19 protein-coding genes are annotated in these 18672 nt (G+C 47.0%); 10 read left to right on the top strand and 9 right to left on the bottom strand.

Translation table 11 applies throughout. The annotated features are described in order from the left end of the window. Positions 1-12: 12 nt before the first annotated feature. Entirely contained in the window at positions 13-672 is a 660-nt protein-coding gene (locus tag KNP88_RS13640; RefSeq protein WP_214769300.1) for a hypothetical protein, read from the top strand. Positions 673-717: 45 nt separating this feature from the next. Here the strand turns inward: KNP88_RS13640 and KNP88_RS13635 are convergent, their stop codons facing one another. Continuing rightward, entirely contained in the window at positions 718-1323 is a 606-nt protein-coding gene (locus tag KNP88_RS13635; RefSeq protein WP_214894271.1) for a GNAT family N-acetyltransferase, read from the bottom strand. Positions 1324-1571: 248 nt separating this feature from the next. On the opposite strand from KNP88_RS13635, the gene KNP88_RS13630 reads away from it, so the two are divergent. Then, entirely contained in the window at positions 1572-2183 is a 612-nt protein-coding gene (locus KNP88_RS13630; RefSeq protein WP_214894269.1) for a hypothetical protein, read from the top strand. Between the two features lie 101 nt (positions 2184-2284). Then, the gene (locus tag KNP88_RS13625) at positions 2285-5566 is read left to right on the top strand and encodes an ABC transporter permease (protein WP_251137239.1); all 3282 of its coding nucleotides are present in this window, start codon (positions 2285-2287) and stop codon (positions 5564-5566) included. On the opposite strand, the gene KNP88_RS13620 is transcribed toward KNP88_RS13625, so the two are convergent. The 3 genes from KNP88_RS13620 to KNP88_RS13610 all read right to left on the bottom strand — a co-directional run bounded on the left by KNP88_RS13620 (position 5563) and on the right by KNP88_RS13610 (position 6903). After that, positions 5563-6024 (bottom strand): hypothetical protein, encoded by a 462-nt coding sequence (locus KNP88_RS13620; protein WP_214894267.1) that lies wholly within the window; start codon positions 6022-6024, stop codon positions 5563-5565. The two genes, KNP88_RS13625 and KNP88_RS13620, sit on opposite strands and share 4 nt — an antisense overlap. A gap of 22 nt (positions 6025-6046) precedes the next feature. Continuing rightward, positions 6047-6517 carry a hypothetical protein gene (locus tag KNP88_RS13615; protein ID WP_214894265.1) on the bottom strand — a complete coding sequence of 157 codons (471 nt, stop codon included), beginning with the start codon at positions 6515-6517 and terminating at the stop codon, positions 6047-6049. An 86-nt stretch (positions 6518-6603) separates the two neighbouring features. Beyond that, positions 6604-6903: a putative quinol monooxygenase gene (locus tag KNP88_RS13610; RefSeq protein ID WP_214894263.1), complete on the bottom strand. Its 300-nt coding sequence runs from the start codon at positions 6901-6903 to the stop codon at positions 6604-6606. Between the two features lie 116 nt (positions 6904-7019). Between KNP88_RS13610 and KNP88_RS13605 the strand changes: the two genes are divergently transcribed. The 4 genes from KNP88_RS13605 (at position 7020) to KNP88_RS13590 (ending at position 12172) form a co-directional block, all read left to right on the top strand. Continuing rightward, a complete protein-coding gene (locus tag KNP88_RS13605; protein ID WP_214894261.1) occupies positions 7020-7412 on the top strand; it encodes a hypothetical protein in 393 nt (130 codons plus the stop codon). Continuing rightward, positions 7405-7581 (top strand): hypothetical protein, encoded by a 177-nt coding sequence (locus tag KNP88_RS13600; protein WP_214894259.1) that lies wholly within the window; start codon positions 7405-7407, stop codon positions 7579-7581. Before KNP88_RS13605 ends, KNP88_RS13600 begins: the two co-directional genes overlap by 8 nt. 286 nt (positions 7582-7867) lie before the next feature. After that, complete coding sequence (locus tag KNP88_RS13595) at positions 7868-10126, top strand: putative bifunctional diguanylate cyclase/phosphodiesterase (protein WP_214894257.1); 2259 nt, start codon at positions 7868-7870, stop codon at positions 10124-10126. Positions 10127-10294: 168 nt separating this feature from the next. Beyond that, positions 10295-12172, top strand: a complete 1878-nt coding sequence (locus KNP88_RS13590; protein WP_214894255.1) for a diguanylate cyclase domain-containing protein — start codon at positions 10295-10297, stop codon at positions 12170-12172. 414 nt (positions 12173-12586) lie between these two features. Here the strand turns inward: KNP88_RS13590 and KNP88_RS13585 are convergent, their stop codons facing one another. After that, positions 12587-12769, bottom strand: coding sequence for a hypothetical protein (locus tag KNP88_RS13585; RefSeq protein ID WP_214894254.1), 183 nt, complete (start codon positions 12767-12769; stop codon positions 12587-12589). Between the two features lie 183 nt (positions 12770-12952). On the opposite strand from KNP88_RS13585, the gene KNP88_RS13580 reads away from it, so the two are divergent. The 3 genes from KNP88_RS13580 to KNP88_RS13570 are packed head-to-tail and all read left to right on the top strand — an operon-like array spanning position 12953 to position 14055. After that, positions 12953-13270, top strand: coding sequence for a PadR family transcriptional regulator (locus KNP88_RS13580; RefSeq protein ID WP_251132561.1), 318 nt, complete (start codon positions 12953-12955; stop codon positions 13268-13270). Further along, positions 13267-13806, top strand: coding sequence for a DUF2812 domain-containing protein (locus KNP88_RS13575; protein ID WP_214894253.1), 540 nt, complete (start codon positions 13267-13269; stop codon positions 13804-13806). Before KNP88_RS13580 ends, KNP88_RS13575 begins: the two co-directional genes overlap by 4 nt. Positions 13807-13860: 54 nt before the next feature. Next, positions 13861-14055, top strand: coding sequence for a hypothetical protein (locus tag KNP88_RS13570; protein WP_214894252.1), 195 nt, complete (start codon positions 13861-13863; stop codon positions 14053-14055). Positions 14056-14236: 181 nt separating this feature from the next. Here the strand turns inward: KNP88_RS13570 and KNP88_RS13565 are convergent, their stop codons facing one another. From KNP88_RS13565 to KNP88_RS13550, 4 genes are all read right to left on the bottom strand, one after another. Next, positions 14237-14401: a hypothetical protein gene (locus KNP88_RS13565; protein ID WP_214894251.1), complete on the bottom strand. Its 165-nt coding sequence runs from the start codon at positions 14399-14401 to the stop codon at positions 14237-14239. Positions 14402-14421: 20 nt separating this feature from the next. After that, positions 14422-15060 (bottom strand): 5'-methylthioadenosine/S-adenosylhomocysteine nucleosidase family protein, encoded by a 639-nt coding sequence (locus KNP88_RS13560; RefSeq protein WP_214894250.1) that lies wholly within the window; start codon positions 15058-15060, stop codon positions 14422-14424. A gap of 135 nt (positions 15061-15195) precedes the next feature. Continuing rightward, positions 15196-16656, bottom strand: coding sequence for a 6-phospho-beta-glucosidase BglA (gene bglA, locus KNP88_RS13555; RefSeq protein WP_214894248.1), 1461 nt, complete (start codon positions 16654-16656; stop codon positions 15196-15198). A gap of 15 nt (positions 16657-16671) precedes the next feature. Continuing rightward, positions 16672-18570 (bottom strand): beta-glucoside-specific PTS transporter subunit IIABC, encoded by a 1899-nt coding sequence (locus KNP88_RS13550; RefSeq protein WP_214894246.1) that lies wholly within the window; start codon positions 18568-18570, stop codon positions 16672-16674. Between the last annotated feature and the right edge of the window lie 102 nt (positions 18571-18672).

The following is an 18672-nucleotide window of genomic DNA, read 5'->3' as shown; positions in this document are numbered from 1 at the left end:
AGCGAATGCCACATGCACATTTTGATTGGACAACCGAAACAAGAAACAGACTTACAACAGTTACGACGAGACATTACCGCCTACCCTGACATTGACATCGTGTTGTATCCGGAAGGCTACTGCCGGCAGACCGATCTCGCGACGCTCTGTCAACTTGCAAAACAGTACACGACGATGATCGTCACCGGGTACCGGGACGCCGATCGGTTGGACCGGGCCTTGATCATTAACGAACACGGGGAAGTCGTCCTCGACCGGGCAAAAACGCCGGAAGCTGGTCCGCTCTATCAACCGTCGACCGTCGACGATGATGGACAACGGTACGGGTACCTGCTTTGTCGCGAAATCTTCTTAGGACTGGACGGGCTGAAAAACGATACCGTTGAGTTAATTTTCAATCCGATCGGCGTCGGAATGTTCAGTCCGGAACAATATGCCGAGTGGTCAGGCGAAGCAGCACGCATCAGCCGCCAGCAATCCGCCATCGTGATCGGGACGAGTCATGCCGACGGGTCTTACCGCAACTGCGGCTTTTCGATTCCGACGGCGTTTGCGTATGACGCGACCGGCGAAGCGATTTTCCTGTCAAAAGACGATCGACGGACACGGATTCTCGATACGGTCACGAACACGGTTACCGTCATCGATTCGTTGATTGAAAACAGAACATAATCAAAAAGCCCTCGACCGCTCAAAGTGGTCGGGGGCTTCATTCGCTCATTGATGTTGTTTTTCGTTCTGTTCCGCTGCCTGACGTTGCGTCACGTACTCCTCCCGTAAAATGGAGTACATCTTGACATCATGAAACGTCCCTTTGACGAAAATCAAACGGCGTAACGTGCCTTCGTACGTCATCCCGACCTTTTCCATCACCCGTGCTGAACCGACGTTCGGTTCCATGCACCGTGCCTGAATCCGTTCCAGTTGTAACACCTCAAAACCGAAGGCCAGCACCCGTTCCACGGCTTCTGTGACGATGCCTTTGCCCCAGAATTGCCGCGATAACGCGTACCCGAGCTCGGCCTGTTTGTTTTCATCAAGCAACAGATGAATGAAATCAATCGTGCCGATCATCTGTCCCGTCGCCTTCCATTCAATTGCCCACGGTGCCTGTTTCCCCTGTTCGTAGTTTGACAGGACGTAAGTCAGGAATTGCTCTGCCTGTTCCACCGTTTGATTTGCATTCCACGTCACGTAACGCGCCGTCTCCTCGTCCTGGGTATAGGCGAATAAATCGTCTACGTCCTCTTGGCGCATCGGCCGTAACAGCAGACGGTCCGTTTCAAGTGTTGGTAACATCTTGTAAAATTGTTCAGTTGTCATCAAGCATCCCCCGTTTCTTTTTTACATTATATACAAAAAACATTTCGGTTCCACATCATTTTTTGTTTCTTCTTTTCAACATGTTGATAATCAGGTACCGGACGTAATCCAGCCCGTCGAATGCTTATTTCCATTTTCTCATTCCCATCTTACACGAAGAAGAGTTGCATTTGGAAATAATAAACAGTATATTTAGACTGAGTATTCTGATAATTATTCCCAAATTAAACAGGAGAAGGAGTGTTTCCATGATGACGACTCAAAAACGCTTGCTTTCACTCGCTACAATCACCGTCCTTGCCGGAGGAGCTGTCTTTGCTTTTACGAATACAGATGGATTCAATACGCAGGACGAAACGGTATCGGATGTCGCGGCGACTGACACTACTGTCACGAAAGTCACCACTTCCCGCGTGTCAAGTACCCCGTCAATCCAAAAATTAATGAGTGCCGGAATGGTCCAGACGTATCCGGGAGATCCGGCCTTAAAGAAAAATACTTTCCGCGTGGACCCGATTGTCTTATCTGCCCCAAAAGAATTAAAGCTGAAAGAAAAAGACGGATACCGCTACATCACCGTCCCGCTCATCCTGCACGATAAAGAAGGCACGTCAGACGGCTATAGCGTCTATCGTCCGAATGCTTTTTCGATCAATGACGGGCACGGACATGACTATGCTCCGGTCGACTACATCAGCCATAACAAAAAAGCCTGGAAGTACGAACATCAATACATCGCTCCGAACCGTCTCGTGATGGATGTCGTCTACCACGTCCCGAAAAATGCTAATACGTTTGTTATGTTTGCGTCAAGCGATGCTTTCCCGAAGACGTATACCGTCAAAATCAGCATCGATTAACATGCTGATCTTTTCTACCCTGATCGGTTAAAACGACGGCCGGTTCCGATTCGGAATGGGCCGTCTTTCATGTCGTTACACGTAAAAGGAGGTGGACGCCTATGATGTCCTTCATTTGGAACTCATGGTGGCGAAACAAGGAGCGGTTCATCCTGTTACTCGTCGGTGTACTGATTGTCAGTACAGGACTCAGCTATTTAATCGGGACGACTCAAGCGAACAATGGGACCGTCGTTGACGAACTGCAAAAACGCTGGAACTCGTCATATGATATCGTCGTCCGGCCGCCGGGAAGCCGGAGCGTGACGGAAGACTTACATTTACTCGAGCCGAATTATATGAGCGGTCTCGACGGCGGCATCACGATGAAACAATACAAGACGATTAAAGACATCACGGACGTCGAAGTCGCAGCGCCGATCGCGATGATCGGAAATAACTCGACACGCTCATCCGTCGGGACGCATACCTTTGATGACCCCGGCTTCTATAAGCTGACGATCACCGATTATCAAAATACCGGCCTGCAGGTCGACAAGTCGACGACGGTCCGTTATTTAGCCGCCGGCTGGGATGCGAGCGGCGATACAAGACAATCCGGCGTCTCACCGGTCGGTCTCGGAAAACAACCACTCGACGAGTATGGCAGTGATACGATGATTGCCGGGATTGATCCGGAAGCGGAAGCACGCCTCGTCGGGCTTGATCAAGCGACGAAAAAGTCGGACCACAGCCGTTATTTCACGGATGAAGACGTCGTGACGGCGCTCGAGAACGTCGATATGATTCCGGTTTTAATGAACGAACGAGATTACATCGATGCGTCCCGGACCTATAAATATGAAAAACTTGATTTACCGCTGATTGATGACTCGATGGTACCGACGATTCAAGAGGTCACGAAAAAGGGCGGCAAAACATACTTAGACAAGCTCCCTACCGTCGATGAAAAGGCACAGACGTATAAAATTACGACGGCGCAAGTCCAAAAACAATTCATTCATGATATTTTGAACAATTCATTACCTGAAAAATACAGCGGCTACTCGGAATGGCTGATTCTCAAGCCTTCACCAATCAGCTATCAATCCGTCAAGAGTCCCTATCCGTCCCGGTGGCCGTTCACCTATCAGGTCGAACCGAAGCTGATCAACCCCGATTCCCTGCTTGCGAAACGCAGCATGTACCGGGCAGCACGCGAGTTCGGGACGTCGAGTGATGACTGGCCGCGGATCAATCCCTATTACATCGGGGTGTTTGATCCGAAGAAATTGAATTTATCGAAAGATCCGCTTACGGAACTGCCGATGGAAACCTATTTCCCGGCGAAGGCACAGTGGGTCATGGATAAAAATGAGACACCGGTCAACCCGCCGCGTGACGTCAAACCAACAAACGATCCGTACGATTTCATGACAAAACCACCTTCGATGTTGACGACGCTTGACGCTGCTTTCAAGATTCGCGGCAAAAAGGCCATCTCCGTCATCCGGGTCAATGTCAAAGGCATCGATACGATGAATGAACAAAGCGAGAAAAAATTACAGGCCGTCGCGCAGGAAATCGAAGACAAGACCGGACTGATCACGGATGTCACGCTCGGTTCGTCACCGCAACTGGCGTTGACATATCTGCCCGGACTTAAAGACCAGCCGGCGCTCGGCTGGATCCAGCAGCCCTGGATTAAACTCGGTTCCTCAATGGCAATCTTCCAGGAAGCAAAAGTCGGGATGAGTGGGGTCATCGCAAGCGTCATTTTGGTGGCACTCGTCTATGTCTTCAGCTCGAATATCATCCTGCTTTACGCCCGGAAAAAAGAATTTGCGATTTTACTGGCCCTCGGCTGGCGCCCGCGCCAGCTGTCGAAGATGCTGTTCCTCGAAGCGACGTTACTCGGTTCACTCGTCGCCTTGATTGCCTGGGTGATTCTCGGGACGTTTTGGCTGACGACGGATCATCCGATCGCCCTTGCCCGGATCGTTCTGATCGGTCTCGCCGGACTGTTGATTTACTGGGGCGGCACGTTCGTCCCGATGCTATTGATCCGGAAGATTCAACCGTACGAAAGCATCCAGGCGGGAGAAGTCTCACGGGGACGTCGTTTCGTCCGTTCGCAGTCCGTCCTTGGCATGAGCATCAACCAATTGGCGACGTATTGGCAACGGACATTACTATCGCTTGTCGCAATCGCCTTACCGACCAGTTTGTTCATCTTCTTCCTGTTCGTCACATTCCGGCTCAAGGGGGTCTTGTATGCGTCCTGGCTCGGCGAATTCGTTGCCCTTGAAGTCGGCATGATGCATTATGTCGCGATGGGGGTCGCCCTGCTGATCGCCATCTTGACGACGACGGAAATCATGTGGCAGAACGTCAACGAACGGAAATCACAGCTCGCCGTGCTGAAAGCAACCGGCTGGCGTGACGGGATGATTCGTCAACTCGTCTTGCTTGAAGGGGTCATGACCGGTCTGTTTGCCGGATTGATCGGTCTTGCCGTCTCACTCGGATTGATTTACAAGATGTACAATCAATTCCCGACAGCCGAGCTCGGATTCCTGAGTCTGACGCTGTTGATTCCGATTACGACAGGGATCATCGGTGCCTTATTACCCGCCTACCGCGCGGTTAAAATCACACCGAATGCAGCCATCGGGAGCGTCGCCGTCAATGCCAAGGCGACGGAACGCCGCTTCAAAGTCGCGCTCGGAACAGTCGGGACCGCGCTTGTCGCGGGTGTCGCCGGACTATTCTTCTTTGCGACGACGAGTGAAGTCGAGCAACCGGCGGCCGAGCCGACAACTCAATCAACTGAAACGACGACAGGGACGAAGCTCGCCGATTTGACCGCCAAAAAATCGACCGCGTCACAACCGTCGAAACGGGAAACGGCAAAAATCGAAAAGCTGATGAATCAGGGGCTGCTCAAAACGTATCCCGGTGACCCGAAATTAAAGGATGCCACCTTCCGTGTCGGGAAACTGTTAGACCGCCCGCCGGCTGAACTCAAACTGACTCAGCAAGCCGGTAAACGCTACATCACGCTCCCATTGTTCTTACATGACCCGGATATTACAGAAGATGTACTCGGCTCCTACAGTCAATATAAACCGGACCGGTTCACGCTTCAGGATGGGAATGGGCATGTCTACGAAACGGTCGACTACGTCAACCGGAATGAGAAAGCCTGGAAAAACAGTTACCAGTACTTTGCTCCTATCAATCAAGGGTCGATCTCGTCTACGAAGTACCGGAAACGGAAAATGTCTTCGTCATGTTCGCGTCAAGTGACGCGTTTGCAAAACCGACTACCGTTAAAATCGAACTCAACTAAAAAACAGTACTTCCACACGCTGACGAATCAACGGGTGGAAGTACTGTTTTAGTTTGCCATCCGTGGTTTCTTGCGTAGATCGTCGTCCGTCGGGTGACTCGGATCGGTCCGCATGATGCGCAGTTCCAGGTATTGCTTCAAAAAGGCAATCAACAGCAGAGCCAGCAGAAGAACGATTAAAACAGATATACTCCAATAATCAGGGATCCATGCCTGAAGCGCAATCAATAAAGGAACGGGAACGAAACCGAACTCGACCGCGTAACGGAAACGAATCAGCCGCCGTGCTGCTTTGATACTTGATAGGGCACTGATTCGTCTTGCCTCGCCGAGCAGTAACAGTCCATGGATGAGGACGATGATGACGAGCAGTGGGACAATCCATTCGTCAGCTCCCGTTTGAACCAAGCCATACAGACTTAGCGCGACGACTCCTACCAATGCCAATCGTTTAAAAAAATTCCGCTTGCTTTCCTGCTGCATGATTAGAATTTTTGTTTGTTTTTCCATTTTGTTCATCCCCTACTTAAAGTCATCTGGCTTTCAGTTCAGGTATTTTACTGCGTAATTCTTTTTTTGTCGGTTGCAGCGGATCAAGGGTCTGCACCTTCCGCTCCAGGTACACATCAATCAGATAAAAAAGCAGCAGGCCGATAAAGTAACCGATGAAACTTGGAACAAGCGGCAATTCTAACCAAATTAATAACGGGAAGAAACATGCAATCAGACCGATTAACGCAAAATCAACCGCGTAACGGAGTCGAATCAGGTCGCGCGCCGGTTGGCTGTTTGATAATGCTCCGACCCGTTTCGCTTCAATCCAGTGCAGGCATCCGTGTGCCAGGAAGCTGACCCCGACAAGGATTTTCGGCCATATTGCTGTTTCATATTGAAGAAGTGCAAAGATACTAAAACCAAACATTACAGCAAAAATAATGCGAAAGAACGCGATGCGTTCCTTTTCTTCACGGATACGTTGAATTCTTCGTCGTTTTTCTATCATACTCACCTCATGTATACTCTACGTCAATCGGCAAAAAAAGTTCTAATTTTTTACAAACTTTCGACTAAAACATCAAAAATTACCCTTTATAACCCTTTTCCGCCTTGCGGATCGAATGTCAACAAACGCTCTATTCCCTTGATGAGCGGGCGTGCCTGCTCAATCAGGCGCCGCGTCGCCGGAAGCTCGAGTGACGCCTTGTGCGACGCTTGATTCGTCCAAATTTCGTGGACGATGACCGTGTCCGCTTCTTCTGATACGCTGACGATATAATGGAGACATGACGGCTCGTCTTCGAGCGAAGCTGCTGCTTCCAGCAGAAGCTCCACCAATTTTTCTTGCCGTCCCGCCGTCGTCGTAATTTTCCCAAAAATCCCGTAACTCATCCTGATTCCTCCTCATTGTTTCTTAAGTTCCTTTTGTATGCATTCATAGCTTGAAACATTTTCCTTGCCGTTGCGTAGAACAGAGTAGCATCGACTGACTTCCAGGAGGACTTACTTTGACTACACGTACGAAACGAATCGTATTATCACTCTACTTACTCCTGTTCGGGATGACCCTATTTAGTATCTTCTTTGAACAGACAGGCGCTACCTTCTTTTCGGTCGTCCAACTCGGCGTCCTCAGTTATTTTTATTTTGAATTACTGAGTCAGAATACTCACCACGCCAGTCGAACAAAAGAACAGGACATCATTCACCGCAGTACACGGCACCGTTTTCGGATCATCCAGATTTTATTATTCCTGTTGATTGGCATCGATTATTTATTTTTCGGGCAGACCGATTTGTTGCTCGTAAGCGCTTTTTCGATTTCGATTGCGGTACCAGCCATCATCCGGTATGTCCGTTTGCGGATGAACGATCACTCAAAGGAGGAGAACGATGTCTAACCGCAGTTCGCTCGTCAGCTTGACGACCATTTTGACCATCATCCTGCTCAGTTTATTTTTGTTGGATGCCATAACAACACTATCGTTTTCAGTATTCTTCATACCACTTTCGCTTTGTATGCTGATCCTTGGCGTCAGCGAACTCCGACACGTGTTACGTGAAAAGTAGGATACTTTTTTCCTATATGCTGTTCCGCTTCGTAGACGAGACGGGGGTAGATTTGCATTCCCAAACAAAATCTTTTATCTTCATAAAAGTTTTGCTACAAGCTGAGATGACACCATGTCATCTCTTTTTTTGATTTTCGTCCGAAATGACTGCCGGTTGTCGTGATTTTGCTAGGTTTTCTAGTTTAAATCATGTCCACCTCTCGATTTTTTAGAGCATCTTGCCGATAAAAAGATATAGGGAAAAACTATCTTTAGACAACTCGCTTAGAGGAGGACAATCAACCATGGTCTTCAAAAACATTCTTGTGCTATTGACGATCGTCGTGTCTGCTATCTATCTGATAAGCAACACATTCATCTCGACAGCTAGCACCCGGATACTGCTGTCGAACGGTGTACAATTCAGCATTGGCATCATCAGTTTCTACTGGCTGTGGCAAGTTTATCAACAAAAAACGACTCGATTAAAAACATTTTGGCTTCTCTTATCACTGGGTGTATTTTTCTCGACATTCGGGACAGCCATTTGGTTTTATTTAACCTTGATTAATCAAGAGATCAACACCCCTCTTCTGTCTAATTTTATCTGGGTCCTCTCATACGTTTGTTACTTAAGTGCCTTGATTTATAAAATCCGCACGAACGTTGTTGATTTTTCGAACAAATCGTATTTTTTTAATACAGTCATCTATATGATTGCTTCCATTTCAATCAGTTATCATTATTTGCTGTCACCGCTGATTGCCTTAAAGTATTCGACTACTTTATCAATCACTTACACTACTATCTTTTTAGTGATTGACCTGGCATTACTTTTTTTAGTCATCACCCTGTATTATTTGCTTCATTTTGAAAAAGAGAACAGGAGCTTATTTTTCTTAGTCACGGGATTATTACTCCAACTAGTCGGTGATTCCTTGTTCTCTTATTTTTCTACACAACAGACGTATACGGCTGGCGGGTTCGTCGATTATATTTGGACAACTGCCTTACTCTTGATTGGATTTACGGGTTATCGCTATAGCCGAAGCATCTCGTCGCATGAACCGAATAAAAAGCTTCCACTCCTTCAACGCGAATTTTTATTTCCCTATTTAAGCATCATTCTTTTGACGATCCTGATGATTGAAAGCTACGACTGGCGAATCAATTCGTTAAGTTTTGGTTGGTTTTTAATTTTCGTGATGATCATTACCCGCCAATCATTCGTCATGATTAAAAATAAGAAGCTCTTTACAGAACTCCAACATTTAGCCTATTACGACCCTTTGACACAACTCGGCAATCGCTTGAATTTCATCAATACCATTGACCGCTATTTAACAAATGAATCTACGACACGCTTTGCCTTAATTTTAATCAATTTAAATCGCTTTAAAATGATCAATGATGCGCTTGGTCATCGGATTGGTGACGATGTCCTGAAAGAAGTTGCTTCCCGGCTTAGTCTGACCCATAATGGCAGTTTACCGGTGTTCCGGATCGGTGGCGATGAATTCGTCATCTTGGTAGAAAATGACTGTGCGGTCGCTTGCGAAGATTTTACGAGCACCGTCATCCAGGCATTACATGTCCCATTCGTCATATCTGACCATGAGTTTGCTGTAAAAACAAATATCGGTATCAGTATTTATCCTAAGCACGGCGAAAATGCGGAAGACTTACTCAAAAATGCAAGTACTGCCCTCCACCATTCGAAAACGTCAGGTAAAAACGATTTCATCATCTACAGTGAACGGCTAGAATCGGATGTCCTTCGAAAAATGGAACTCGAAGTTCAATTACAAAAAGCAATCGAACTGAATCAATTGTCCGTCCACTACCAACCGAAAGTGCATTTACAAACGAAGACGATTGTCGGGATGGAAGCGTTAGTGAGGTGGGAACATCCGCATCTCGGTATGATCTCCCCTGTTGAATTCATCCCGATCGCTGAAGAGACGGGTTTAATCAATGAGATTGGAGAGTGGGTCTTACGGACAGCTTGTGTGCAAAGTAAACAGTGGCAAGCGAGTGGCTATCCACCACTGTTACTTTCCGTCAACGTGTCCGCTCTTCAATTCCAGAATCGTCATTTCTGTGAAGTTGTGTCGTCGATTTTATCAGAAACCCATTTGCAACCGAACCATCTCGAACTCGAAATTACGGAAAGTATCGTCCAAAATATTACGGAAAGTGTCTCCATCTTAAAAAAATTAAAGAAAATCGGTGTCAAATGTTCAATTGATGATTTTGGAACAGGCTATTCTTCCTTGAGTGTCCTTGAACAATTACCCATCGATACGATAAAAATTGATAAATCCTTCATCGACCGGTTAAGTCGAGGCAGTCGATCGCCGATGGTCAAAACCATCATCGAACTCGGTTTGAATTTACAACTGAATGTCGTCGCCGAAGGCATTGAATCTCCGAATCAGTCGACGATCTTAAAAGAGTACGGCTGCTCCATCGGACAAGGGTACCTCTTCTCTAAACCAATCAATGCACAACACTTCACGGAATTGCTTGATGCTCTTTATCAAAAAAATGAATTCGTTTTCTAAACGGCTTTCATTATCTTACATGAAAGTAGTTCATGCACGGACTGCTTTCATTTTTTTATCCATCCGCTTCATTTTTTTGTATTATTCTGTTTTTTTAGAAGACATTGTTTACCATTCTCTTTATACTTGTAGTTTAATGTCTGATTCATTCATGAAGGAGTTTGGTCTATGGTTAATCGTAAGTTACCATCCTATTCGTTGTTGTTTCTCTTTGTATTTACATTGAGCTACTACAGCTGGATTTATTACTGGAGAGAAGACGCCTATATCCAGCAATTCGGGGGTAACCTCTTTTCTTTGTTAGGTATGGCGATTACTGTCTGTTGGACGTTTACGACTGTCCGACAGGTCGCAAAAAACGAAAAAATATTTTGGGGGATCCTGTTAGCTGCGAATAGCAGTTACTTGATTGCTGAAATCTATTGGTTTTATTTTGAGAGCATCCGACAAACGGGTGTCAGCTATCCCGGGGTTTCTGATATTTTCTACTTAATTCAAGTCTTCACGATTCTTGTAGCACTTTTATATAAGATCGTGTCACAAACAAAAAATCAAGAACGGATTCCGTTTGTCTTTGATACTCTGATCGTCATGGTCGTCGCGACGACATTATCCTGGCATTTTATCCTTACACCCATCTTGAAGTCCGATACGGTTTCGCTGCTCTCACTGATTGTTTCCTTAGCTTATCCAATCGGTGATTTAGGCATCTTGATTGCCATCGTCTTTATTTTATTCAGTACATCAAAACAGTCGAATACATCTTACTTACTCATTTTGTTTTTTGCTTTATTCATTCAAACTGTTGCCGATTCGGTGTATCTGTACTTAATTTCATCCAATGATTACACGTCCGGAAGCTATATCGACCCCCTATTCATCATTGCCGGTCTACTGATTGGTATAGCAGGCCGACTGACGATACATTCAGATTCGACAGCAGAGCAGTCACCGGAATCGGTCAAACGTTTGACGATTTTTCAAATCGTGACGCCTTATGGCGGTGCCTTGATTTTATTTATTTTTATGGGACTTCACTCGGAAGGAATCGATATCATCACAATCGGCTCCGGCATCTCGATCATCCTTGTCTTCATCCGGCAAATCACGATCATTTTTGAAAATCAACGCCTCTTTAAAAAATATTATCTCAAATCGCAAGAGCTAGAACAAAGTGAAGAACGCTACAAATGTTTATTCGAAAATCATCCCGATCCGGTTTATTCGACGAATCTTCATGGTCAATTCGACAGTGTCAATGCCTCCTGCACACAGCTTCTCGGTTACAGCCAAGAGGAATTGTTACAAAAAAGTAGCCTTGCATTCGTCGCGCCGTCCGACCGCCCCTTCGTGTCACGCGAAGTCAAACAAGTTTTTACCGGCACAGCACGACATTATGAAGTCGAAATCGAAAGCCGTTCCGGAACAAGATCGTTCATGCACATTACGAATGTACCGATCATCGTCCAAAAACAACTAGTCGGTGTGTTCGGAATCGGGAAAGACATGACGGAAATCAAGGAGAAGGAAAAACGAATCCATTATCTCGCGTATCATGATGCGTTAACCGGACTAGCCAACCGCTCGTCCTTCGAAGAAATGCTGGAGCAAACATTACGTGCACCCTCGACGAGACGTGCCTCACTCTTGTTCATGGATCTGAATGATTTTAAAGACGTCAATGATACGTTCGGACATGACAACGGTGATCAACTCCTCGTATCTGTCGCCATGCGCCTTCAAGCCTTTAAAGAGCGCTTCACGATTATCGCCCGACTAGGTGGTGATGAATTCACGTTATTGTTAGTCAATCGGTCGTTAAACGACGTAGAACAGCTGACGAAACAGGTCTTCTCCACACTAAGCGAACCTTACGCGCTGGCGAACCAATTGATTCATTGTCCCCCGAGTATCGGTATCGCCTCCTATCCCGATCAGGCAGGGACGGGTGACGAGTTGATTAAATTTGCTGATTCCGCCATGTATCAAGCAAAAACGATTAGACAAGGACATTATGCGTTCTTCGATTCGACAACGTCGATGTAATCGTTTTTGTACGAATTTCCCTTAAATAGAGCAAAAGGCAAGGACGATTTTCTGTCCTTGCCTTTTGCTCTATACAACGTGCTATCGAAAGATCAAGCGTCTTCTTTCGTTGCTTTCCTCGGGCGAGGCGCAAGCCGTTGCTCCTTGATCCTCACGGACAACGAGCAGGGTCTTGCCTGCCTCTGAACGTGCGTTAAAAACGCACTTTTTCCCGTAGGAGTCAACGAAACGTGACGCTTTTTAGGTAACCATGTGACAGAAATCCGGTCATGCAGAAGGTTTAGAGCACAATCCGTCTTGAATGCTTAGAACCGCGAAAAGCGAACGAATTGCGTCACGATATCGCATGTTTTCGCTTCATAAGCGTTTGTTTACACGCTGAGGCAAGGACGATTTTCCGTCCTTGCCTTTTGCTTACTCCTCCCCTTCACTTTTCCCGTCAACGACAACACCAAGAATACTGCTTAATACACCCACAGAGGAAACGGCTAACCCGAATGTTATTCCAGATGAATCCGCTAATCCCAATGAACTATATGCGATCACAATCGTCATCCCGAATAAAATAATACCCATCCCCAATAGAACAAACTTCATCTTTTCAGCTCCCATTTAACTCAATTAATTTAAGATCCTTCCGCATGATTCAAGAAAAATCCATATCCGTCTAGTAAACCTTTTTAAAATATACCATAATTTGTTTTTTACTTTACAAATATCATCCAATTCTATTGGCAACTATATCGGACTTCGATACATTATATATCGGGAGGCGATATATTGAGCCGCGATACATTAGTACTCACAGAAAGCACCTATTATATTTTATTATGCTTAACAACACCGAAGCATGGTTATGCGATGATGCAGCAAATCGAGCAGTTAACAAATGGACGCGTCACGATTGGACCGGGGACGATGTATGGCGTTCTAAAAAATTTGATTGAAAAACGCTGGATTGAAGTCGAGAACACGACCGGACGGCAAAAAATCTACGCCTTAACAGAAGAAGGACGTCGTGTTTGTCTCCAGGAAAAACAACGTATCGAAGAAGTACTACACCATGCAAAACAACTCTTAGAGGAGGGATCCCGATGAAAAAAATCAGATTTTTTATTGACGACCAAAAAGAGGAAACATGGGTCAATTCGATGAGTCAACAAGGTTGGGACTTAGTTAAGTTTACGCCATTCGTCTATACATTTACAAAAGGGACGAATACGAACTATATGTATCGGAATGAGTTCGTTGCTTCACACGACGATTTAGCGGACTACTTTTCATTTATAGAAGGGACTGGCGTCGAAGTTGTCCATACGAACAAGGTCTGGGCATACTACCGAAAAGAACAACAACCGAATGCTCCCCTGTTTTCATTATTCACGGATTCACCCTCCATGCTTACATATTTAAAAAAGCGTTTGACTCTTTTCAGTTTTCTCGTTTTTCTATATCTCTTTATATTCGTCGGACTCGCCGTTAACTCATTAGGAAGTGTCGCAGATGAGTCGGTCTTCATGAACGGCATCCTGTTCACGATTTTAATTTTAAACGCTACGATAGTAGTGTTATTCGGCGTCATGTCATTACGACTCAAATCAAGAATTGACATTTTGAAACATATGACCCAATAACGAGTCGGAACTTCTACAAAAAAAGATTCACACCGGGAGAGGAGGAATCGTTCCATGAACCGAATCTGTACCCAATGCAACACCCGACTGGTCGAAGACTGTGAAGTCCACGTCAAAGGTGCCATGTACGGCTTAAAGATTAAAAAACCGGGTCGTTTTTTCAGTAAGGCATCTGCTGAAGCGAAAGCTGCCGTTTGTCCGAAGTGCGGATTGGTCCAACTTTATGTCGTCAACCAAACGCCTTTCTAAAAACATAACAATACTTTGAAAGAAAGGAACGTTTTAATGAGTACATACCACATATCAAGTATCCGCCTCCTTCTAATCATGATTGTTTTTACGATTTTCTGGTATTATTTTTTAAACTTGCCGCTTGGGTATGGAATTGTCATCCTTCCTGTCACTGTCGGTTATACGATTTATCGCAACTTCAAAGCGGCTCAATCAGAAAAACAAGAGTCTGAACAAAATTAGCAGCCGATGCACTAAGCATAAATAAGACGCAGTTACGGGATTTCATCCGAGACTGCGTCTTTTTTGTCATTAAGCTTTTAGCGTTAACGGTCAGCAGACAACCAACCACTAATGTTTTCATGCGTTGCCCCTCCTGATGTTCTAAATGAATCGTGTCAGATAGTCACTGAATATTTTGTGCATCACTTTTGGCGTATTCGCTATGTAGACGTTGATTTGTTCCTCGTTCGATTGGACTGGATCGCGGTCCGTCTCGTCCGTCGGAAAATCGGAGATGCCTTTAATGATGATACATTCGACTTTGTTTTTCTGACAGATATAGGCGATTGCGCCGGCTTCCGTATCGGCTACCGTGATCCCACTTGCTTTCAGCTCCAAGTAATCGTTCCACATCACGACGGCCCGGTCTGCCGTACCGATCGTTCCGGTGTGACAATCCGCCTGATAGTCCGCGACGTCGAGTTCAACGATGAAGGACGGTTTAATCAACGGCTCGACTTCTTTCACCGTACAATCATATTGGACCGCGCGGTTTGGCACGATGATGTCGAGTACGGCAACGATGATTTTCGTAAGCGGGAACTGCGCCATCATGTACTGATTGGCCCCGACCCCGTTTACTTTCCGGACACCGGTGCTGTAAAACAACACACGTTTTCCGGCAATCGTCCGGAAAAAATATTCGCCGTATGGGTACTTAGTACGTTCTGATTCTTCTACATCGAAATACGCGAGCGTCGCTTCGAACTCCCATATCGTCGCAATACTGACACCAATCATTCATCCCCTTAAACGTCCCTCATCACTTTTGGATAATATATACATTCTCATCATCGCTTGTTTTCATATTTCAAGCAAGCGTGATTTGACAGACAACAAACAACCTCCACCCGGTATAGGTGGAGGCTTATCGATTTACTGTTGTGTCGCTTTGTCGTACGACAACTCCTGTCCATTCGTCGCAATGACCTGTTTATACCAGTCGAACGAATCTTTTTTCATCCGTTCCATCGAGCCGTTGCCTTCATTATCGCGGTCGACGTAAATCATCCCGTAGCGTTTTTTCATCTCACCCGTCGTGAACGAGACGATGTCGATGATGCCCCACGGTGTGTAGCCCATCAGTTCGACGCCGTCCTCCGTGACCGCTTCCGTCAACGCTTCGATGTGCGTCTTCAGGTAATCAATTCGGGCTGCATCGTGAATCTTGCCGTCCTCAATCGTATCGACGGCCCCAAAGCCGTTTTCGACGATGAAGAGCGGGAGCTGGTAGCGGTCATATAACCGGTTCAGCACGTAACGGAGTCCGACCGGATCAATCGCCCAGCCCCAGTCACTCGACTGGATGTACGGATTCTCGACGCCGTTCGCTAGGCCGCCGTTGACGATGTTACCGGTATTGTTGACCGTCGCATCGTGTTTGACGGTCGTCGACATGTAATAGCTGAAGCCGATGTAATCGACCGTTCCGTTTTTCAGAATCTCGTCATCGCCGTCGAGGATCGGAATCTGATAGCCTTCGCGTTCGAACTCTTTTAAGGCGTAGTTCGGATAATAACCGCGTGCCTGGACGTCCGGGAAGAAGTAACGTTGACGCATCGATTTTTCCGCCAGCATGACGTCTTCCGGATGCGATGAGTACGGATAGATCGGGACGTGGGAAATCATCGCTCCGATCTGGAAGTCGGGATTGATTGCTTTCCCTTTCGCGACGGCAAGGGCGCTCGCAATCAGTTCGTGGTGACCGGTCTGGTACATGACTTCCATCGCGTTTTCGCCCGGCTCGACTTTGACACCGGAGTTCGTCCAGAGGAACAGCGGATTCTCGACATCCATCTTATTGTTGATTTCATTAAACGTCATCCAGTACGTGACTTTATCTTTGTAGCGTGTGAAGCAGACTTCGGCAAAGCGTTCGAAGAACTCAGCGACTTTCCGGTTACGGAACCCGCCGTATTCGCGCGCGAGGTGGAGCGGCATTTCAAAGTGCGATAACGTGATGATCGGCTCGATGCCGTGCTTAATCAATTCGTCAAAGACATTATCATAAAACTGCAGTCCCGCTTCGTTCGGTTCCGTTTCGTCCCCGTTCGGGAAAATCCGGCTCCAACCGATCGATGTCCGGAGACACTTCAATCCCATCTCGGCGAACAGCGCGATGTCTTCTTGATAGCGGTGATAAAAATCAATCGCCTCATGATTCGGATAAAACGTCCCTTCTTCAATCGTATCGGTAATGCGCCGGGCGACGCCATGTGCACCTGCTGTCATGACATCAACGACACTTGGTCCTTTGCCGCCGGCGTTCCAGCCGCCTTCAAATTGATGGGCAGCCAGTGCGCCGCCCCATAAAAAGTCGTTTGGTAATGTTTTCATCTTAATTTCCTCCTTTTATTTAACGACGGTCACGATCGGCTCGTTCGCCGCAATCGTTTCAGTCTGTTCGATGATAAGTTTGGCATAAGCAGACGCATTGGTGACGATGACCGGTGTAATCGTTTTGAGTCCACGTGCTTCAATCATCGTCATGTCAAACTCGAGCAAACGTTGTCCGACTTCGACGGTATCGCCTTCAGCAACCAGGACGTTAAACGGTGTTCCGCCCAAATTGACGGTATCCAGTCCGACATGGATCAAGATTTCGACTCCACTCGTCGACCGGAGTCCGATCGCATGTTTCGTTGGGGCGACCATGACGACCGTTCCATTAAACGGCGCATCGACATGTGGCAAGGTCGGTACAATCGCAAATCCATCACCCATCGCACCGGAGGCAAACACTTCGTCCGGGACGTCCGTCAGGCGGACGACTTGACCTGACAACGGCGATACAATCGTTTCTTCGTTCGTCAGTGTCGCACTGACTTCTTGTTCATGGACAACTGGTGCTGCTTGTCCTGTTGGAGTTGCCGTCGCAACCGTATCTTCACCAAACCCGAGCACTTGGATCAAGACGACCGGTAAGACAAGGGCGATTGCGGCACCAATCAAGAGACCGATGATTGACGACGGATAATCGGAACTGATGCCGTTGACGAGTGTTAATGGTCCCGGTAGACCGGCATAGGCAAAATAATACGGTTTAAAGAAACTGGCGACGACGGCTCCGACCGCACCCGAGATACAGCCGTAGATGAACGGTTTCTTAAAACGTAACGTCACCCCGTAAATCGCCGGCTCCGTGATCCCAAAAATCCCCGTCAGACCGGCCGAGACACCGACTTTCTTTGTTTCCTGGTTGCGTGTTTTTAAGATGACGCCTAGGACGGCACCGACCTGAGCGATGACGGCGATCGTCTGATACGCTTGGAACGAGTCCCGTCCATACTGTTCGAAATTCGCAAGGACCATCGGCGTGACACCCCAGTGGACACCGAAGATGACGATGACTTGCCAGAAACCACCAATCAAAAGTCCAGCGAGTGCCGGTGCGTGATCGGCAAGATAGTTATACCCGTTGGCAATCCCTTCTGCTCCGAGTGTCGTAATCGGACCAATGACGAGAATCGTCAGCGGGACCATGATGACCATACTGAAGAACGGGACGAACAGCGGTTTGATGACATCATTGATCGTCCGGTTCAGGAACCGTTCAAGATACGATAAGATCCAGACGAGAAACAACGGTGGCAAGACCGATGACGTATAGGTCGTACCGGATAACGCGATGCCGATGAAGGAAATCGACTCACCGGCGACCACACGTGCTGCCATGTCAGCCCACGAAGGACTGACGAGTGCCGCGCTACAGGCGACGGCGATGAAGGGATTGACTTTAAAATGATTCGCTGCCGTGATGGCGATGAAAATCGGTAAAAACGTAAACGGTGCCCATGAGATAAAGCTGAACACTTCATAGGTTCCCGTTTTTGCGAAGTCCTTAAACAGTAAAGAAATCAGGATGAGTGCACCTTGCAGAATTCCCGCCGCGGCCAGGATATAGACAAACGGAGCGAAGACGGCTGACATCGTCGCGATGATCCGGTTCAAGATGGTACCTTTATTCGCTTGTGCGTCTTCAGCCGTATCATCGAGCTGAACCAGTTTCGAAAACGCTTCATAGACATCACCGACATGTTGTCCGATGACGACCTGGAACTGACCACCGGATTCGACGACCGTGATGACGCCTGGCAGTGCTGCCACTTGTTCCTTTGCCGCCGTGTCCGACCGCTTCAAGACGAGCCGTAACCGCGTCGCACAACGCGCTGCACTGATGATATTGTCTTCCCCTCCGACCGCATCTAAGATCGACCGGGCAAGTTTTTCATAATCCCGCACTTTACTCATGTAAGAACCTCCTTTTTATGATAACCCTTTCATGCACTCTTATTGTAATTGTACATGTACAATTAATCAATACATATTTAATTTAAAAAGACATGTTCGCAA

Source organism: Exiguobacterium sp. H66 (assembly GCF_018618705.1).
GTDB classification, from domain to species: Bacteria; Bacillota; Bacilli; order Exiguobacteriales; family Exiguobacteriaceae; genus Exiguobacterium_A; species Exiguobacterium_A oxidotolerans.
This window is presented reverse-complemented; position numbering and strand designations above follow the sequence as displayed.